We start from the raw sequence: 18,066 nt of genomic DNA on the forward strand, positions 1-18,066 counted from the left end.
CTCTGATTTCCATTGATGCATATTTAAAAGTTAAATAAAAGTTATTCATAACATTTATTTAACTCTTTTAAACATTGGATGATTTTCATTGAACTCAACCAAATCCCATAAGTTCCCGTATAAATCTTTAAATACTGCTACTGTTCTTTAGGCTCCCTAACAAATTCTATTCCTATTTTTTTCATTTCATTATAATCACGCCAAAAATCATCAGTTCCTAAGAAAAGAAAAACTCTTCCTCCTGCTTGATTTCCTATAAAAGGCTCTTGCTCTGGCTTAGATGCTCTTGCCAGTAATATTGTTGTTCCATTTGAACTTGGTGGCGATACTACTACCCATCTTTTCTGTTGCTCAGGTTGATATGTATCTTCTACTAATGTAAAATGAAGTTTCTTTGTATAGAACTCAATTGCCTCATCATAATCTTTTACTACTAAAGCAATATGCACAACTGATTGAACCATTATTTCTCCTCCTTATTCCATTAGAATTCACACGCTGATTAGCTTACAATTAACTTTAAAGAAATTTTAGTTTCCTTGTTTAGGAAACTACTCTATAAGAATTCCTGCATCTGTATATATGTATGGAGTGTCTCGCTCTAATTTAAGTTTTCCATTAGATTCAATAATAAAATTTTCCCAAACCACATTATCAATGCCATTACCATAGATAGCCGATGAATTTAACATTTTAAACGTATTATCCTCATATTTAATAAGTATATAGTGTAATGCTCGAGCAGACTTTTCCGAGCTACACAAAATAATTGCATATTTATTAACACATGACTTAACATTATCAAGAACATTTATATCTACTCCAGATATGTTAAGCCCCTTTGCAAGTTTCCTAAGTGGACTGTCGGATAATATACATACATAGGAATGTGAATTCCAATTATCACTTAATTCCTTGGACATTTTTTCTGGATTTGAATAAGCTTCGTGAATACCAATATTATTTGAACCAACTTGTATTTTTTTATAAATATCAGCAACAAAAGTTCTATCATTTATACATTGAGCTTTACCGGTCTGCCATAAATAGTAAGCAATTGAATATGCACCGCAACTCATACTACCTTTAGGTTGAGAAATATATGATCTCATTATAATAGACATCTCCTCTCGCTATATCACTCGCATTAATGATTGTTATAATTATTTTATCATTGACCAATTATAACATAAATTGTAAACATCATATTATTAATTTACAACGAATATATTGTAAATTCATTAGTTATGCATCTATCATTAGAATTGTGTATTAAAAAAATCGTAAATTCATTTTCTTGAATAATGCAATTTTACAATTTGTTATTTAACTTTATTGATTCATAACCGAAGAATGTTGCGTATATTATGCTCGTCTTATGTAATATTGATTGATAAATTTTTAAATTCTTTAATAAGTTTTTCATAATTTCTTTTTTCATGGTCAAAATAAACAACGGTCATTCCCATGCTTTTAGGAATAATAAGGTTCTTTTCTTGATTGTCAATGAATACACATTCATCAGCACTTACATTCAAGCACTCTATAGTTTTTACAAAAATTTCATTATAATCTTTTCCTGAACCAATTTCGGCTGAAACAGTGATTGAATCAAATATTTTATTCCAATCATAGTATTTGACAATGTCATCTATACGGTCTTTCTTGTTATCAGTAACCATGCCAATTTTATAATTTTGCTGTTTCAGTTCATCTATAAATGCTATCATTTGCACATCTATAGGGGTATTTATAAAGGATTCATATAATATATTTATATCAATTTTAGAATTTAGTTCTTTACACAATTTTTCCCATATTTCTTCATGATTAATTTTCCCGTATAAAAGATCATCATTATATTTATAATACTCGTTTTCAAATTTTTCTATATCTAAGCCAGTTTTCTTACAAATGTAATTACATATCGACAGTGAACCAGTTGCATCAGTCGTTAGTACACCATCAAAATCAAATAATATTGCTTTAATCATATTATCCTCCACTTCTCATTATATAAATAATCATTGTTTCATCATAATTTACTATTCTGTCTTAATTATAGCATATTTTGTAAATACCGTATTATTCAATTTTCAAAGAACATTTCTATAATTTACTACATCAAATCTACAGCTTATGCATTACTCTTCATCTTCAAAATAATAACTAATATCTTCACCAACAAATGAATCTAATACATTGCATATGCCTCAATAAATTTGCTGGTATAATCGTCTATAAAATCTTGTAAATTACAAATCTCTTGTCCATCCCATTCTATTCCACATTCATCAAGTGATAAGTTATGTTCTCCAATACTTTCATGCTTTAAAAGATTTGTTTTGACAACCAATTCACTTTTAAATTCATCTAAATCCCAAAATTCTTGTTCCTCGTCTAAAAATTTCTTAATTGCCATTAATGTTTTTTTATTTGCTTTCATATAAATTCGCTCCTTCTACATCTTGAATATTTATTCTTTAAGTTCACATACTAATGTTTAATAAAATAAATTTTAAGGTGGTCAAAATAATGAAAAGATTTATTGCTATTTTGTCTATTTTTTTATTTCTATCACTTAACTCAAATATCATATTAGCTTTTGCAGCCCCTGAAGCTAAATCCTTTACCCAAGGATTATATAAGGTTAAAGATACTGAATTATTAACTAATATTTCCTACAATGTTAGAAATACTTCTCCTACTGGTAAAGCAATTCTTATTATTTTTGATTCAGACGAACTGATGCAAGAATTCCTACGTTTGGAAGCAAACTCCGCAAATTATCTTCTTAAACCACTTACTGACGGTTCTATAATTATAATTATTGGTGGTGAACTATAAAAAAGATACCATTATGGTATCTTTTTTATAGTTCACCACCAAATTTTTACATTGCCTTACTACGTCCAATCTACATATTATAATTTAGATTTAAATTTGTCATTATTTTGACACATTAGCCAATTATAATAAAGTTACAAAGTTGATAATAATTTTTTTTCATAAATATTGACCCTATTAAATAAATGTAATAATAAAGAGTAACACTCATCTCCCCCTTTTGATGTGTTACTCTTTATTATATTTTACGTAAGTCTTTGAGTACTAAGTTATTTTTTTAATCGCAATTTCAAATTTACGAATAATGTTTATATATATTGTTGAAATTCATTATAATTTACTTCAAAAAGTTTAATACTAAATTTCTAAACTCTTTTTTATTGCTAAACATAGCCGGATGATTTCCATTCTTAAAAACAACTAATTTAGAATTCTCTATTTTTGAATTAATGCTTTTTAATATATTTTCAATATTAGGTATTAAATCATCTTTCAAACTTCCTGTAATTAAGGTATCATTTTTTATATTTTTAAGATCATACTCAAAAAAATTGCCTATATCTCTTGCAAAATTCATAATTAAATTTGTATTTTGGTCAATAACATTTTCCCAATCAGAGCCATGCATCATAAACCAAAATAATTTTGAGCTTAGCTTACTTTTTGCTATTTTTCTATCATATAAAATTTTTTCAGCAAATTCATATTGTAAATTTTCTCCCATAAAACTATCCAAAATTATTTTATTAAATAAGCTTGGATTCGCCAACACAGCATTTAAAGCTATAATAGCTCCACCGCTTGTACCTAAAAGGTTAACATCCCCAATTCCTATATATTTACATAATTCATTAATTAACATCCCATTAAATTGCCAATAATTTAATGGCAATTCACTTACTCTTTGAGACTTTCCCTGACCTACTAAGTCTAGCAAAATCACCTTAAAGTTTTTAGAATAGAATTTTAATTCTGTCATAAACATTTTTGAGGACGCTGTATCCCCATGTATCATAACTAAAGGTTTTCCTTCACCATATACTCTGTAGTAAATATTAAAATTTTGATATTTAAAATAAGACATTTTTTACCTCCCAGTAATAAACATAGTAAATTTTCTATATAGTCTACACGGGAGAATTAATAATCACTCTTGCATATAGACTATTAAAGTCTATTAAAAATCCCCATACTAATACCACCTTTCTCATAACGTATTAAATTACAGTAAATTACTATTATACAATTTATTCTTTGGTTAATTATAACACATTTGGAAATTAAACAAAAAAAGTGAAGTTCCTATTAAAAGAACTTCACTTTATAATTTTACATATACGTTTATTTAATGCTTTCAATTGCATTTTTTGCCCACATTGAATCCTTAAAAACTGCTCTTCCTACCCCTATAAGATCAGCTTTGCCTGAAGAAATTAACTTCTCTGCGGCTTCTATTTTAGTTATTCCCCCTGTTAGTATAACTGGGATTGATATAACTTCCTTAATTGCCTCTGTAATTTCAGAAAAATATCCTTGCTCATTATCTCTGCCTGGAGCAATATAACCACAAAATCCTCCTGATATATCTAATATATCTATTCCTGCTTTTTGGAATTCTAAGGCTGCTATTTTGCTATCTTCTATTGTTGTTCCACCTTTTGTATAATCACAAGCTCCTAGTCTAAGAAGAATTGGGAAATCACTGCCTACAGCTTCTTTTACAGCTTTTATTACTTCTAAATGAATTCTTATTCTGCCTAATACATCGCCTCCATATTCATCAGTTCTCTTATTTGTTAGCGGAGAATAAAATTGATTTAGAAGATATGCATGAGCAGAATGTATTTCTACTCCATCAAAACCTGCATCTTTTACACGCTTAGCTGCTACTTTAAAAGCTTCAATTATTTCTTTTATTTCGTCTTTATTAAGTTCTTTAGGAATATCTGACTTTGCACGTGGATTAATTATAGCTGAAGGTCCTACACTCTCATAGCCTTCTGTAATCTCTATATTGGTTGCACTTCCTGCATGGTTAATCTGCATTATTGCTTTAGAACCATTTTTATGAATAACCTCAGCTAATTTTTTCAAACCTTCCATATTGCAATCCTCTGCTATAGAAAGCTGTCCTTTACTAGCTCTACCTTGAGGTGTTATATAACTATGTTCTATAACAATTAAAGACATATATCCACCTTTAGATTTCTCATCATAATAATCTAATAAGCTCTGACTCACTATTCCATTATCTGATTTTGCAGTTGCCATAGGCGGAAACACCAATCTATTATTTAATTTTAATTTACAGTTTTCTAAGCTTTTAAGTACATATGACATTTTTATCACGTCTCCCTTTTTTGTTTATTTTAATACTTATTATCAAATTACAATCTAAAGTGTAGCTTATGAAAGTTTTGTAATTAGTCTTCATGTAAATTTTTAATGAATACCTTTTTTAAAAATTCTTACCTTATTTAATTTTAATCTATAGTTAACATTTTAATTAATCTATAAATACCGATTAATTAAATCGCCAAATACAGATTAACACATCAAAACTTTTAATGCAATGAAAATCAAAAAGAGTAATAAATAAAATTCCAGCAGATTCTGCCAATTTATTTATTACTCTTACTTTATTCTTCCAACTCAATTTTAATCCATTTAGATATTTCCTTTAAGGTTTTTTCATTTCTTCGGTAATATGTATACTGACCAATATTTCGTGATTCTATGAGCTGTGCTTCTTCTAATATTGATAAAAATCCAGATATAGTTGATTGACTTAATCCAGCTGTCTTTCTTATGGAACCTACACACACACCACCTTTAAAATCATCCATTACTGATAAATGTATTTGTGGATCAAAATTTTTCTTTGGATCTTTTAACCATAATAATATATTTAATCTAGTTTCATTCCCTAGTGCTTTAAAAATCTTTACTGCATCCATTGTTTTCATTCCTTTTAATGAATCTACTTTTATAACTAGATTAATAGTATCATATGTTTTTTGTAAAATGCAATATCTAAATATTTCTTGACTTTATCACATGAAAATGCTTCCGTTAACATCATGTTTTAAGTATAATAACTCTTTGGTTCACGTAAACCTCCAGTAATTATAGATATCCAACTTTGAACCTAAACCTATGTGCATATTAACCGAAATCTGATACATATTTGTTCTCGTTGAATATGAAAACTTCGCTAAAAGTGTCTAAATGTTAGATTGTACCCATGCTCTTCAAACCCGCATGTTTCCTATAAATATTTATATATTTACCTATTTTCATATTAAAATTCTTTTCTTTGTACATATATTCCTTGCTAAATATGTTCCTATAAACAAACTTACCTAGAAATATTCAAACATATTTTCAAATTTTTATAGCTTTATATGAACCTATGAATATTTAAAAATATGAAAAAATTTTAATTTTTTTCTATTTAAGTATTTATATATTTTTATATTTGCATATTTCTATTATATAAGGTAATTAAATCTGTTAAGGATAATTTAATTACACACTATTATTTCCATTGATGCATATTTAAAAATAAATAAGGAGGCTTTATTAATGAACATAACTACAAAAAAATCAAAAAGTAAAGATCAAGTTAAAGATGACTTTAGCATTAATGAAGATGAAGAACTAGATGTAAGTGAATTTTGTGATGGTGAGGCAAAAATTGAAGGCGAGCTTTTAAGATCTTTTTCTTTTGACTCGTCTGATGAACCCATTGAAGTTTTTACAAATTCAAGTTCTGCTAGCGCCTCATCTATCACTCCTGCTAAAGTAATCTCAACTAATGATAATTCTTATAATAACGCTGCTCATAAAGATGATATTTTAGACCATAGAACTCAAAAATCTAATCCAAATGGCAGAACCCCTTCTGTTGATGGTGAAGCCTTTGATATGGTAAGAAGTTATACCTTAAGGCGCTCAACCGTCCGTATCTTAAGTAAAATAAAAGTTATCCATAACGATGACAATGTATATTTAAATACCATTGTTGATGAAGCTATCCGCTATTATTATGAGTATCTAAAAAATAATCTTAAGGAATAAAAATAAAGGCAGGTTAAGTATTTATAACTTAATCTTCCTCTATAATTCTTATAGCTGGCTCTACAAGTTGGAATCTGCAAATACCTTCGCTATAGCTTTCTAGCTTTGAAGCATACCGAAATTGGAAGCATTCTTGCCTTCCTAGCCTTATCACTATCGTCTTCAACAGATTCTATAATTTTCTGGTCTGTTTCCTCAATCATTTGTTCAATAACAAAGCCTGCCCTAGCTAATGCATTTATATATGTTGATATTTTTCGGTTGCAAAGAACAATCTCGCTATCATGGACTGGCATTGTAAAATACGATTCATCTAAATAGCTCCTATTAAAAATCAATTGATTGTTCTCTATAATATCTTTCCGTTGATTGCAAGACCATGCCACACAATAATTCAAAGTATGATGCCAACTAAATATAAATATTCCATCCTTTTTCAGATACGAAGCTATTTTGTTAAAGGTACCTTGCAAATCTGTTGTCCAGCCAATTCCATATATTGAATATACATAATCAAAATAATTTGTTGGAATATTAAGGTCTGATTCCATAGGTGCACATATAAACTTTGCTGTGTATCCATTTTCTTTTAGATATGCTTTGGCATTTTCAATTTGCTTATGTGATAAATCCACCCCCCATAATTCAGCAGCATTTCTATCTGCATTGTATTTTAATGAATGACCGCTTCCACAACAAATTTCTAACATTTTTTTGCCTGACACATCTCCAAATAAGTGTAAGTCATCTTCTGTTACAAATTTAACCCCATATTCAGGAAGAGCTGTAGTTCCAAACCATAAATCCGCATTTGTATCCCAATATGTTTTATTATTTTGTATAATATCTTTATTTTCCATGTAATAACTTCTCCCTCATAAATTATAATTTATAAATCTATCCAATATCGTTCAATAACACAATTTTCTTCTTTAATTAATACTTCATTTTCTTTTTTTCCTCCTTTTGATAAAATAGTTTTCTGAGAAGCGAAATTATCGTTATCGCAAGTTAATAAAACTCTATTAATATGTAATATGTCCTTACAATAAATTAATGCTTGTCTTAATTCTTCTTTTGCATATCCTTTGCTTCTTTCAGACTTTCTTACAGAATACCCTATATGTCCACCATATTGTAAAAGATACTCATTTAGAAAATGCCTTATTTGTATCATTCCCACAATACGATTATCACTTTCTCTAATTGCTAAAAATTGTGTAGATGTAACTTTTCTTCCATCTACTTCCTCTGTTTCATTTAATAATGATTTTTCAATATATTCTTGTGGTGAATTAGAATTTCTTAAGAAACCTGTTCCATCCATTGATTCATTATTATAAATAAATTCATTCTTATACGAAAATATATCATCGCCATATTCTATTGCTACTTTCTTTAATATCAACTTTTCCATAAAATCACCTACAAATTATAATTTATTGATTAGACATAACATATTGTTTTAATTCTTTTGGAGATGGATTTATGAAATATTCTGAATCTATAAAATTAATTAATTCTTTTGAAGATACCCATCTAAAATCAATGGTTTCACCTTTTTGGAGTACAATATTATTTTTATCAATATTACAAGTACATAAAAATACTTTGAAAAATGCATTCACCTCTGCATTAATAATACTATAAATCAACTTAAGCTCTTCAGAGACAATTCCTGTTTCCTCAAGTAATTCTCTTTTTGCCGCTTCTAAAAAACTCTCACTTTTTAAAACGCATCCACTAGCACCTGCTTCCCATAAACCCGGGAATTTTTGTTTATTCCAATCTCGTTGCATTAATAGATAAGTTCCATCCTCATGATAAACAATAATTACAACTACTGCATGAAATAAGCCTTCATCTATTTTCTCACCTCTAATCAAGTCAATTCCTACTTTTACTTCATTTTCATTATACGCATCCCATAACTCCATAGCTCTATCCTTTCAAATTACAATCAGTTAGAAATTGTATTTTATTTATAATATAATTCATCTGACTGCTTTCACTCTTGTTTTTAGCTAAGACTATTTTTTAATTAAATACTTGCTTATACTTTAAATTCCATTATTCAATTTTAGCATTTATTATTTTTATATAATTTAATCAATTCATTTAAAGAGATATCTATATCAACCTTTTTTAATAAATCTTTCCGTTCATCATATAGTTTTTCAATCATTGCTTCAAATCCTTGTCCTAAGTGTATTTGTTTGTGACAATTACAGCATAAAGAAACAATATTTTCTTCAACGTCTAAAGATACTTCAAAATTTTTGTAATAAGTGAGTGGTACTAAATGATGAGGTTCTGTATAGTTTAAGTTTGAGTTTTTTCTAAGAAATGTTGAATGAGTATTATCAAATTCACATTTGTAATTTGCATGCCGCAGCGCATTTATTGATACCCTGCGGCTTCTAGGATAAACATATTTATTTTGGATACAAACAGGATTTTTTTTATTTTTAGATTTACCTATATATTCAAAATATGTGGTATCCAAAGAAATATCGCTTTTACTAATATCTGAAATAAGGTCATCATCTGAATAACTATCATCTGAAAATATATTTAATTCCTCAATAGCCTGTACAAGTTCTTCTCTTAGTGTCCATTCCCAAGTCTTTGGTTTTGTATTAATTTGTTTGCTTTTCATCACTACAATAAATCTTGTTCCTTTAGCTATATCACCTATTCCTTTAACCTCAAAACGCCCAAGTTCTTTTTGTACTCTTCCCGCCAGACCATTTATAATTCCATTAGCACTCATGCTATGCTCATTATATTTTTTACCTATGTAACTGCAAGTTGCAGAATATCCAGGTTCTATGTACCATTTCCTTATAGCTTCTTTGCTTTTATCATCAAAAACTTTAGGATTAACTAACAATTGCTTCCATTCCTCAGTAGTTATATCAATATCGCAGTGATATTCACCATCAATAATTCTACATATTTTTTCAGTCATACTGTTCCTCCAATTTTTAGCTATAAAATATTTATCTTAATTAGTTTATCGTACTCTGTAAGATTTAAATTCGTAATATATTTTTAAACTCCTGCTTAATCATTGCAACCACTTTACTGTTTAAGAATAACAAAATAAGCAAATGTATTTTTTTATAATCGTAAAGCATGATTTTATGAATAATGGAAATTTTAATTCTATTAATATTTGTTCTTCACATCAATTGCAATTGATAACTCTACAAATTGAAATTTGTCGGTGAGTTATTCCTCAAGCATATTCAAATAGTAGCTGTAAATCAAACCAAGAATCTCTTTCACAGGCTGTATCGCATTTATCTCTAATACTGGGCAGGTGAGCGAACATGCCTGCTGTTTTATATCCTCTGCAGAACGGGATGCAACCATATCATGGAATCGTTGTTGAGATTCATACATATCTCCCCCCTCTAATACCCTATTCCCAAAACGAGTTATCTCACGTTGTTTTATTCTATCTAATCTCACTTGAAGTGGAGCATAAAGAAGAATTGCCAACTTATACGTAGAAACAATCTCCGAACCCCAATTACACCCAACAGATGAGAGCACATAGTTGTGATAAATTTTTATATCGTCAAGCATTAACTGCTTAACCTCTTCATGTGTACGGCTTTTGTCATAAGGTATGTCAGAATCAAGAAAATAATAGTCTTCAACATCCATACGTCCATAATTCAATAAGTCTGCAAGTTCGTGACAAATAGTTGATTTGCCACTCCCGTTCAGCCCCATAATAATTATTCCATTTAACATATTCAAAATCTCCCTAGAATTCTTCAAATTACAATTTTCATACTACTTCATAGTTATTTACTGATATGTTTTTTGAGAATATTGTGAAACATTTCCTAAATTCAATCTAAGTCAAATGAGAATTCGATAGTAGAATGTTCAATGTCATCAATATTTTCTACAGATATCTTATCAATTACGATTTCAAAACTTTCATCATAACAACTTAGTTCATCAAGGGCTTTATCAAACTCAATTTGTTGATGTAATCTACCAACTGTTAAGTGAGGGCAATACGTTATTTTTCTTAATAAAAAACGCTCTAATATTCCACTGTATAATTTATCATGTAGTTCAATTATATTGTCATTTCCTTTCTTAACATTAAGAAACAAATACCCATCTCTATAGTCCCCTGTAAAATGCTTTAATTGAACATTAAACCTTTTTGTTCCTTTTAATACCTTATTAAAATGCGACTTCAAGTCATCTATTGATATATCACTATCAAATGGAAAAACAATAGTGATATGTGGTCCAATACAGTTTGCAAGTGGGTCATATTTTTCTCTTATCCTATTAATAATGTTAATGTTATCAAAACTTGGAAATAAAATAATTGCCCTTTTCATAAAATCACTCCTAACAAAATTTTCATACCTTATAATTCTATTTGCTTCGCAAAAAAATACCATTATTCATTAAATCCATCAATAATTATGACTATTTTTTTCAGTTATACAAATTGGAATTTGTTTAGCTTAACATACTATATATTATTATTGCTTGTTGTATCTCTAATAGATATTTTTTGAAAGAATATCCAACAAAATACTTACTTTCTATTACATCCTTAGAAACTTCTTCTCCTCTATAAAATGGAGGGCAAGGATTTAATATTGCATTTTTATTTGCATTCTCCATTATTTCTAATGTAACTTGGTGCTCAGAGAAATCTTTTAATATGTCAGAGCCTAACGAATCCGTGCAAATAATATCTTTACCAACAATAGCACTTTTTAAGTCAATTATATGATTAACACCAGATATTTTATATCCACTTGGACTACTTTGTGTTAATGAAAAATCCATTAGTTCAGATGCTTCTTTCCATGCTAATCCAACATTTCCGTTTGCTCCTACAAATAGATAATTTTCTTTGGTAAAGTCCTCCCTTATTTTAGATAAACCATACATATCAGCTAACATCTCACAAGGATGATTTATATCTGTCATAGCATTGATTACTGGAAAATTAGCATACCTTATTATTTCATCAATAACGGAAATATCTTTGTAGCGTATAATTAAACCATCAGTCCAATTATTTAAATATCCTATGACATCTTCAATTTTTTCTTTCTTATCCAATGCTGAAGGTGGAAATAGTATAGTTTGCCCCCCCAATAAATATATTCCTTTTTCAAACGTAATTCTTGTTCTTATGCTTAAATCTGGAAAGAACATAACTATTGTCTTACCATTTAAAAAGTCCTTATACTTTCCACTTTGTAATTCATCAGCAATATGGAATATTCCTTGAACATCCTCTCTACTATATTCTCTTAGCCTAACTAAACTCTTCATAAGTTATCACCTTCAACTCATCTACAAATTATAATTTATTGATTAGACATAACATATTGTTTTAATTCTTTTGGAGATGGATTTATGAAATATTCGGAATCTATAAAATTAATTAATTCTTTTGAAGAAACCCATCTAAAATCAATGGTTTCACCTTTTGGGAGTACAATATTATTTTTATCAATATTACAAGTACATAAAAATACTTTGAAAAATGCATTCACCTCTGCATTAATAATACTATAAATCAACTTAGGCTCTTCAGAGACAATTCCTGTTTCCTCAAGTAATTCTCTTTTTGCCGCTTCTAAAAAACTCTCACTTTTTAAAACGCATCCACTAGCACCTGCTTCCCATAAACCTGGGAACTTTGATTTATTCCAATCTCGTTGCATTAATAGATAGGTTCCATCCTCATGACAAACAATAATTACAACTACTGCATGAAATAAGCCTTCATCTATTTTCTCACCTCTAATTAAATCAATTCCTACTTTTATTTCCTTTTCATTATATGCATCCCATAATTCCATAGCTCTATCCTTTCAAATTACAATCAGTCCGAATCCTTTTCCCACCAAAAACATGACTTGTCCTAGTACCTGAAATACATCTACCATGATGTGGTGTTCCCTTATGTACTAAAAGTTCATCATCAGTATTTAAAACATGTTCTATGGCTTTAAATACTTCTATATATTATATTGTCCAGAAACACAAACAGTATATTCATCAAATTCATGGGGTTGTTTTTTTGATTCTCTATCAGCTTTATTAATAAATTTTCTTTAAAATCCACACCATATTTTGACCTAGATTCTGCATATTTTTAATTCCTTCTTCATCTTTATATACATCACCTACATCTTTTCCATAAACCATATTCCAATATGTAGAACCAGCTATAATAATTTCTTTGTTTAATAAAAAATGATTCATTGTATCTACTGCTGTCATCCCGCCACCTCTACGAACCGCAGATATAGAAGCTCCAACCTTATGTTTAAGTAAACCTGGATTTGTTGCAACAACAACTCCTGCTCTTTCTAAAAAAGCTTTCATGTTTGCTGTTACATCTGCTGAATACACTGGAGAACCTAAAATTATGCCATCTGCTAACTTCATTTTTTCAAAACATTCATAAAACATATCTTTCTTAAAAACACAATTGTTCTTTCCTTTACATGCAAAACACCCTTTGCATGGTTCAATTATATTTCCAGAGAATTGAATCATTTCTGTTTCAATCCCTTCCTTTTCTAATTCCTCAAAAACAATCTTCATAATCAATGCTGTATTTCCATCTTTTCTTGAGCTACTATTGATTCCTAAAACCTTCATTTCTTCACCTCGCTAAATTATATGAATAATAAGAATTTGAATTCTATTAATGCTTGTTCACCGCATCAATAGCAATCGATAACTCTACGAAATTGGAATTTATCTGTTTTCTTCATCAGCTTCTTTTCTTTATCTCTTCATTCACTTTAGAAATCAGAATTCTTGACAGTTTGGAAGTTTCCTGTTCTCATACTATTGTTTCCTAGTTTGATGTTCTTGTGTGTTTACCACATTGCAGTCATTTAGGCTTATCCCAATTTTTGAGCATTCTTCAGATAGTGATGGCGTAAATTTGGTTGCCTTTGGCATGTTTATGATCCATGCTGCATCATGTATAGCTGCATTTTCAATTAAATAAAGAAATTCATAATACTCTCCTGAAATAACACTATATCTGTAATGTGTAAAACCTGGAATTGGATCGTTGCCAGCTGCATTATTCATATGTTGAAGCATTCTATCCTTTAGTCTTATTGCTTTTCCTACATAAAAAGTATTACTCTTCTCATCATAGAGCATGTAAATGCCCGACTTATCCTCTATACTATTCTCATTCTTTAATTGTTTAATATCTTTCCACTTGGACATTTGGTTAAAATTATAAAAATCCTTAACATCCTTTGTATTTTCAATACAGTAATCCTCTAATCCAATTGCCTCCACAGATAATGAACTAGCGGCATTCCTCGCATAGATAAAGTATGGATTGTTGTTTGGAATATATATATCTAATTCAGCAATAGTCACAGTTTTATTATTAGTATCAAATCTAAATGTAATTGACTCATTTTCTGGAATATCCATATCTTCTGCATCAAATACAAGCGTACTAATAAACAGCTTCTTAAAAAATCCTAATATGTACACTGGTATTGTGCATCTAATATATTGCTTTTTTCCATTGTATTTAGATGATTTGTTGTTATCTACCTTAAAGTGGCATTTATCCGCCAACATCTCTTTTAGAATTACCTCTATTTCTTCGTTCCCCTTATATTTTTTAAACACATCATTTGAAACAGACAATTCATAATCACCCAAGTATTGTTGTAAATTTGAATAATCCCACTCATTCCTTTCTTCTGCTTTTACAGTAAAAATTTTGTGTTTGAATAGAGTCGACAATCCACGCTCCTTCATATTATAAGTAACAATAAAACAAGCCATAATATCCCCCTTTACAATCTTTTTTTCAATGATATATGCCATTTTCAACTTATATTTCAACGGAAAAATCACTATTTTTCTCTCAATTAATCCTTACAACATATTTTCAAAATACTATACTAATCAATGCTCAAAGAACAATTTCTATTTTCCACCCCAAATCTTGACTTCGTATTATTAGCCTAATTAGAATCACCATAGCACGTCCAATTATATTAATAATGGGAAGTAACATTTTATTTATGATACATTTTTATCGCATAATTATAGAATATTAGTACTTTTTCTTCACAGTTTACATATAGTTCATATTATTTTCAACTTTCTGTTGGATTATATAGTACGTGTTGCTTTAAGTCATGGGAAGTATCGGAAAGTATTATTTGATAAAGAGGTATTTCTTTTATCACCGCTATGTCCATTAACTTTCTAATATTATCTTCAGTTGATTTTGCTCCTACATACAATGCCTTAGGTTTAGGTACCTTTATAAAACGATCTTCTTCTGACGCACCTGGTCCTAATGGAAAAACAGTTCGCCACTCTTTTTCATAAGACCATTTGGTAGATTTAGATATAGTTGAGTAAATTCCAAATAGGTTATTAAAATTATGATTCTCTAGTATTAGTGGTTGTAATATATATTGTGTAGCATCAAATAGCTCGTCCGTATAAATAACAGGATTAAGCATTCTACTTTGAGCATTAAATAGTCCAAGTTCTTGAAAATTATACTCAATACAAAAACCAGTATGATTTTCAGCATAGTGACTCCACATCAATACTTCATCCTTTAACTCGCTAAAACAAACGATTAAGTATCCATTTTGAAAACTTGTCCTTAATTTACTAAACATCTCTTTTATACTGTTTAATGTTTGTTCTGATAGAATTTTTGCAAATTCATCTTCCTTTCCATTAAGATTACTATCAAATTTAGATATAAGCTTTACAAAATCATATATTGGCTGATCAGAAAGATTAATTGTTTTAAGATCCTTATCCTCTATATCTACTCCACTTTTTTCCAATTCATTTATTATATTTTTCATATTTCTTTTCAAAAATAATTCCTTACTTACTTCCTCATAATTTATCTTAAGACTTGCATCAAATGGATCGTTAAATTCAATAGGATAAGATTGTCTTTCTTGTTCTTCTATTAAATTTTTAAGACTCCACTCGTTAAATTTTCTATAACGATATAACGAACTTGGTATATTTTGATGTTTAAGTTTTATTGCATCCTGTATTCTCAAGTCATTGGGATCTAATGGGAAATTAAGTTTTACGTATTCTTTAATCCACAAGTTTGCTTCACTCCATTCATTTAATTTTTAGAATATTTTTTCTAGTTCTATCAGTTTTCCATTTTATAAATAATAAAAAACTTATTTGATTTATGAAATGCTTAGTCTTAGTTTATATATTTAAATTCGGCATATAAATTCCTAAATAAATAATCGTTTATTGCACTAGCTACACTCCCTAGGATCATATTCTGATTCTAATAGTAAAAATTCCTTTTCACTATATCCTAACATCATTGCTACAGCATTATCACATATCACATATCTAAATCTTCCATCCATTTCAGTATCGTGGTTTATCTTTCTGATCAATATTATATCTGGATTATCTATTTCCATATTAATTTTAGGGACAAACTGTAATATTTCATTAATGTAGCTATTGTCACAGAATAGTATTAATTTATCTATACAAAAATATTTTTCATCATAATAGTATTTTGCAATTGTCTTAAGTATTATGGAAATCAATTCTTTTTCATATTTATCATCATCTACTTCAATTAATGTACAATTATCATATTTTTTTATCCATTCTGTTAACGAAAATTTATCAATACATCCGCTATCTTTCTTACTTTTGATAATATAAAATCCATATTCATTAAATTCTTGTGAAGAAACACCATAGAAATTCTTTTGTACTAAAAGTTCTAAATCTAATTGCTCTAATCGAACTCCAGCAAATTTATATTGATTATATTTTTCATCTATTATCTCATATAAAAATCTATAATCTACTATTAATATATTATGGTATTTTGAAATAGTGTTCTCTAGAATGCTACATTTGTCACTTGAATATCCATCATTAAGCTCTAAACTTCTTAGATCATAATCATATTCAATATCAAAATCTTCAACATCTTCAATATTACTACAAAGCGCTCCTACACAATCTTCTCTTATTTCAAATGGTACTTTTTCAACTTTAAGATTATATAACTCTAAATCATCTTTACTAGAATTTATGATAATATCATTTAGGTGCATAAATATTGAAGAAAATAAAAAAGCATATTTAGTTTTATTTTTTCTTCTTCTAATCCACATTTTAAACAATTGATTATATGGCCATTTATCTGTTTCTAATACGGCTATTCTTTTATCTTTAATGTTATAAACTGCAACATAATCAGGGAAACTTTCTATTAAAGATTTAATTATACTATTTTGAGCATATTCATCAGTAACTACTCTTTCATCATCATTTACTCCATTGCAATAGTATCTAATTATTTTATTATAATCAGAATATGAAAATACTGAATTAAATCTTTCAACTACTGAGACAGTTTTAAATTTATCTATATCACCATCGAAAATATAATAAAGTAAATCACTACACCATATTATTTCTTTATTAAGATATAATCCACTGAATAAGCCACCAACCCCCTCACTAAACATATTTTTAGCTTTAGATAGTAATTGTATATATGAAATAACATTGACTAAGTGTTTATCCGGATTGAATTTATCATTTTTAGAAAACAAACAACACATACTATCTATTGTTACTTCATATTGCTCTCTCAATAAACTTATCTATCTTATCACAAAAGTCTTTATCCTCTTTTCCTGATCCTATCTCAATATACTTTTCAATTGTTGTACACACACTACCATTAAAATAATATATCTCATGATTTAATTCCATACAAACAACAATTAACTCAAATTCATCAGTGTTATAAGTAGCTTCCAATTTAGCCAATGAATTTTTCACATCAAAATGCTTAATAGAAGTAATGAGATTATCTATAGCTTCTTTAGCTTTTTCTATATTTCCTGAATAAGCAATAGCTATCTTATCATTTATTGTTACTATTTTTATTTCGGATTCACTTACTGAATAATTATTATAAATACCAAATTTATCTCCAAAAGAACTCTTATAGTTATTAATCTTCCCATATTTTTCAGATACACAAGTATCTGATAATAGAAATAGTGTTTTTTCTTTTTTCCATGCTCTACAATAAGTCAT

General features: G+C 28.4%; 21 protein-coding genes and 1 pseudogene. 2 read left to right on the forward strand and 20 right to left on the reverse strand.

Annotated features, from left to right (window positions below):
* Positions 1-54: 54 nt before the first annotated feature.
* From CDLVIII_RS19620 to CDLVIII_RS19635, 4 genes and pseudogenes are all read right to left on the reverse strand, one after another.
* Positions 55-464 (reverse strand): annotated as a pseudogene (locus tag CDLVIII_RS19620) (VOC family protein).
* An 87-nt stretch (positions 465-551) separates the two neighbouring features.
* Positions 552-1,112: a hypothetical protein gene (locus CDLVIII_RS19625; protein WP_009171218.1), complete on the reverse strand. Its 561-nt coding sequence runs from the start codon at positions 1,110-1,112 to the stop codon at positions 552-554.
* Positions 1,113-1,376: 264 nt separating this feature from the next.
* On the reverse strand, positions 1,377-1,994 hold the full coding sequence (locus tag CDLVIII_RS19630; protein WP_009171219.1) for an HAD-IA family hydrolase: 618 nt from the start codon (positions 1,992-1,994) through the stop codon (positions 1,377-1,379).
* Between the two features lie 200 nt (positions 1,995-2,194).
* Positions 2,195-2,446: a hypothetical protein gene (locus CDLVIII_RS19635; protein ID WP_009171220.1), complete on the reverse strand. Its 252-nt coding sequence runs from the start codon at positions 2,444-2,446 to the stop codon at positions 2,195-2,197.
* Positions 2,447-2,535: 89 nt separating this feature from the next.
* Between CDLVIII_RS19635 and CDLVIII_RS19640 the strand changes: the two genes are divergently transcribed.
* Positions 2,536-2,847, forward strand: a complete 312-nt coding sequence (locus CDLVIII_RS19640; RefSeq protein ID WP_009171221.1) for a hypothetical protein — start codon at positions 2,536-2,538, stop codon at positions 2,845-2,847.
* Between the two features lie 337 nt (positions 2,848-3,184).
* Here CDLVIII_RS19640 and CDLVIII_RS19645 read toward each other — a convergent pair whose 3' ends face one another.
* From CDLVIII_RS19645 to CDLVIII_RS19655, 3 genes are all read right to left on the reverse strand, one after another.
* A complete protein-coding gene (locus CDLVIII_RS19645) occupies positions 3,185-3,931 on the reverse strand; it encodes an alpha/beta hydrolase (protein WP_009171222.1) in 747 nt (248 codons plus the stop codon).
* Positions 3,932-4,188: 257 nt separating this feature from the next.
* The gene (locus tag CDLVIII_RS19650; protein WP_009171223.1) at positions 4,189-5,187 is read right to left on the reverse strand and encodes an NADH:flavin oxidoreductase; all 999 of its coding nucleotides are present in this window, start codon (positions 5,185-5,187) and stop codon (positions 4,189-4,191) included.
* 299 nt (positions 5,188-5,486) lie between these two features.
* Positions 5,487-5,813, reverse strand: a complete 327-nt coding sequence (locus tag CDLVIII_RS19655; RefSeq protein WP_242835768.1) for a metalloregulator ArsR/SmtB family transcription factor — start codon at positions 5,811-5,813, stop codon at positions 5,487-5,489.
* Positions 5,814-6,432: 619 nt separating this feature from the next.
* Here CDLVIII_RS19655 and CDLVIII_RS19660 point away from each other — a divergent pair.
* Positions 6,433-6,927: a hypothetical protein gene (locus CDLVIII_RS19660; RefSeq protein ID WP_009171225.1), complete on the forward strand. Its 495-nt coding sequence runs from the start codon at positions 6,433-6,435 to the stop codon at positions 6,925-6,927.
* An 89-nt stretch (positions 6,928-7,016) separates the two neighbouring features.
* Here the strand turns inward: CDLVIII_RS19660 and CDLVIII_RS19665 are convergent, their stop codons facing one another.
* From CDLVIII_RS19665 to CDLVIII_RS19725, 13 genes are all read right to left on the reverse strand, one after another.
* Positions 7,017-7,787, reverse strand: a complete 771-nt coding sequence (locus CDLVIII_RS19665; RefSeq protein ID WP_009171226.1) for a class I SAM-dependent methyltransferase — start codon at positions 7,785-7,787, stop codon at positions 7,017-7,019.
* Positions 7,788-7,816: 29 nt separating this feature from the next.
* A complete protein-coding gene (locus tag CDLVIII_RS19670) occupies positions 7,817-8,344 on the reverse strand; it encodes a GNAT family N-acetyltransferase (RefSeq protein ID WP_009171227.1) in 528 nt (175 codons plus the stop codon).
* 22 nt (positions 8,345-8,366) lie between these two features.
* The gene (locus tag CDLVIII_RS19675; protein WP_009171228.1) at positions 8,367-8,864 is read right to left on the reverse strand and encodes an NUDIX hydrolase; all 498 of its coding nucleotides are present in this window, start codon (positions 8,862-8,864) and stop codon (positions 8,367-8,369) included.
* Between the two features lie 143 nt (positions 8,865-9,007).
* Positions 9,008-9,898 carry an HNH endonuclease gene (locus CDLVIII_RS19680; RefSeq protein ID WP_009171229.1) on the reverse strand — a complete coding sequence of 297 codons (891 nt, stop codon included), beginning with the start codon at positions 9,896-9,898 and terminating at the stop codon, positions 9,008-9,010.
* 263 nt (positions 9,899-10,161) lie between these two features.
* Positions 10,162-10,692 carry an AAA family ATPase gene (locus CDLVIII_RS19685; protein WP_009171230.1) on the reverse strand — a complete coding sequence of 177 codons (531 nt, stop codon included), beginning with the start codon at positions 10,690-10,692 and terminating at the stop codon, positions 10,162-10,164.
* Positions 10,693-10,793: 101 nt separating this feature from the next.
* Positions 10,794-11,303, reverse strand: coding sequence for a 2'-5' RNA ligase family protein (locus tag CDLVIII_RS19690; protein WP_009171231.1), 510 nt, complete (start codon positions 11,301-11,303; stop codon positions 10,794-10,796).
* Positions 11,304-11,427: 124 nt separating this feature from the next.
* A complete protein-coding gene (locus CDLVIII_RS19695; protein WP_009171232.1) occupies positions 11,428-12,258 on the reverse strand; it encodes a peptide transporter in 831 nt (276 codons plus the stop codon).
* Positions 12,259-12,293: 35 nt separating this feature from the next.
* Entirely contained in the window at positions 12,294-12,791 is a 498-nt protein-coding gene (locus tag CDLVIII_RS19700) for an NUDIX hydrolase (RefSeq protein ID WP_009171233.1), read from the reverse strand.
* A gap of 241 nt (positions 12,792-13,032) precedes the next feature.
* Entirely contained in the window at positions 13,033-13,599 is a 567-nt protein-coding gene (locus CDLVIII_RS19705) for a flavodoxin family protein (RefSeq protein WP_009171234.1), read from the reverse strand.
* Between the two features lie 192 nt (positions 13,600-13,791).
* Positions 13,792-14,766 carry a GIY-YIG nuclease family protein gene (locus tag CDLVIII_RS19710; RefSeq protein ID WP_009171235.1) on the reverse strand — a complete coding sequence of 325 codons (975 nt, stop codon included), beginning with the start codon at positions 14,764-14,766 and terminating at the stop codon, positions 13,792-13,794.
* A 317-nt stretch (positions 14,767-15,083) separates the two neighbouring features.
* Positions 15,084-16,076 (reverse strand): DUF2971 domain-containing protein, encoded by a 993-nt coding sequence (locus CDLVIII_RS19715; protein ID WP_009171236.1) that lies wholly within the window; start codon positions 16,074-16,076, stop codon positions 15,084-15,086.
* Positions 16,077-16,241: 165 nt separating this feature from the next.
* On the reverse strand, positions 16,242-17,615 hold the full coding sequence (locus CDLVIII_RS19720; RefSeq protein ID WP_009171237.1) for a hypothetical protein: 1,374 nt from the start codon (positions 17,613-17,615) through the stop codon (positions 16,242-16,244).
* Positions 17,599-18,066: a hypothetical protein gene (locus CDLVIII_RS19725; RefSeq protein WP_009171238.1), complete on the reverse strand. Its 468-nt coding sequence runs from the start codon at positions 18,064-18,066 to the stop codon at positions 17,599-17,601. Before CDLVIII_RS19725 ends, CDLVIII_RS19720 begins: the two co-directional genes overlap by 17 nt.

The organism is Clostridium sp. DL-VIII, assembly GCF_000230835.1.
In the GTDB taxonomy this organism is placed as follows: domain Bacteria; phylum Bacillota; class Clostridia; order Clostridiales; family Clostridiaceae; genus Clostridium.

Bases quoted from the DNA above. Each gene is read 5' to 3' on its own strand.
- CDLVIII_RS19685 (WP_009171230.1), bottom strand. From the start codon at position 10,692: ATGTTAAATGGAATAATTATTATGGGGCTGAACGGGAGTGGCAAATCA.
- CDLVIII_RS19675 (WP_009171228.1), bottom strand. From the start codon at position 8,864: ATGGAGTTATGGGATGCGTATAATGAAAATGAAGTAAAAGTAGGAATT.
- CDLVIII_RS19710 (WP_009171235.1), bottom strand. From the start codon at position 14,766: ATGGCTTGTTTTATTGTTACTTATAATATGAAGGAGCGTGGATTGTCG.
- CDLVIII_RS19630 (WP_009171219.1), bottom strand. From the start codon at position 1,994: ATGATTAAAGCAATATTATTTGATTTTGATGGTGTACTAACGACTGAT.
- CDLVIII_RS19625 (WP_009171218.1), bottom strand. From the start codon at position 1,112: ATGAGATCATATATTTCTCAACCTAAAGGTAGTATGAGTTGCGGTGCA.
- CDLVIII_RS19680 (WP_009171229.1), bottom strand. From the start codon at position 9,898: ATGACTGAAAAAATATGTAGAATTATTGATGGTGAATATCACTGCGAT.
- CDLVIII_RS19660 (WP_009171225.1), top strand. From the start codon at position 6,433: ATGAACATAACTACAAAAAAATCAAAAAGTAAAGATCAAGTTAAAGAT.
- CDLVIII_RS19705 (WP_009171234.1), bottom strand. From the start codon at position 13,599: ATGAAGGTTTTAGGAATCAATAGTAGCTCAAGAAAAGATGGAAATACA.
- CDLVIII_RS19635 (WP_009171220.1), bottom strand. From the start codon at position 2,446: ATGAAAGCAAATAAAAAAACATTAATGGCAATTAAGAAATTTTTAGAC.
- CDLVIII_RS19655 (WP_242835768.1), bottom strand. From the start codon at position 5,813: ATGAAAACAATGGATGCAGTAAAGATTTTTAAAGCACTAGGGAATGAA.
- CDLVIII_RS19725 (WP_009171238.1), bottom strand. From the start codon at position 18,066: ATGACTTATTGTAGAGCATGGAAAAAAGAAAAAACACTATTTCTATTA.
- CDLVIII_RS19670 (WP_009171227.1), bottom strand. From the start codon at position 8,344: ATGGAAAAGTTGATATTAAAGAAAGTAGCAATAGAATATGGCGATGAT.
- CDLVIII_RS19690 (WP_009171231.1), bottom strand. From the start codon at position 11,303: ATGAAAAGGGCAATTATTTTATTTCCAAGTTTTGATAACATTAACATT.
- CDLVIII_RS19645 (WP_009171222.1), bottom strand. From the start codon at position 3,931: ATGTCTTATTTTAAATATCAAAATTTTAATATTTACTACAGAGTATAT.
- CDLVIII_RS19640 (WP_009171221.1), top strand. From the start codon at position 2,536: ATGAAAAGATTTATTGCTATTTTGTCTATTTTTTTATTTCTATCACTT.
- CDLVIII_RS19695 (WP_009171232.1), bottom strand. From the start codon at position 12,258: ATGAAGAGTTTAGTTAGGCTAAGAGAATATAGTAGAGAGGATGTTCAA.
- CDLVIII_RS19700 (WP_009171233.1), bottom strand. From the start codon at position 12,791: ATGGAATTATGGGATGCATATAATGAAAAGGAAATAAAAGTAGGAATT.
- CDLVIII_RS19650 (WP_009171223.1), bottom strand. From the start codon at position 5,187: ATGTCATATGTACTTAAAAGCTTAGAAAACTGTAAATTAAAATTAAAT.
- CDLVIII_RS19665 (WP_009171226.1), bottom strand. From the start codon at position 7,787: ATGGAAAATAAAGATATTATACAAAATAATAAAACATATTGGGATACA.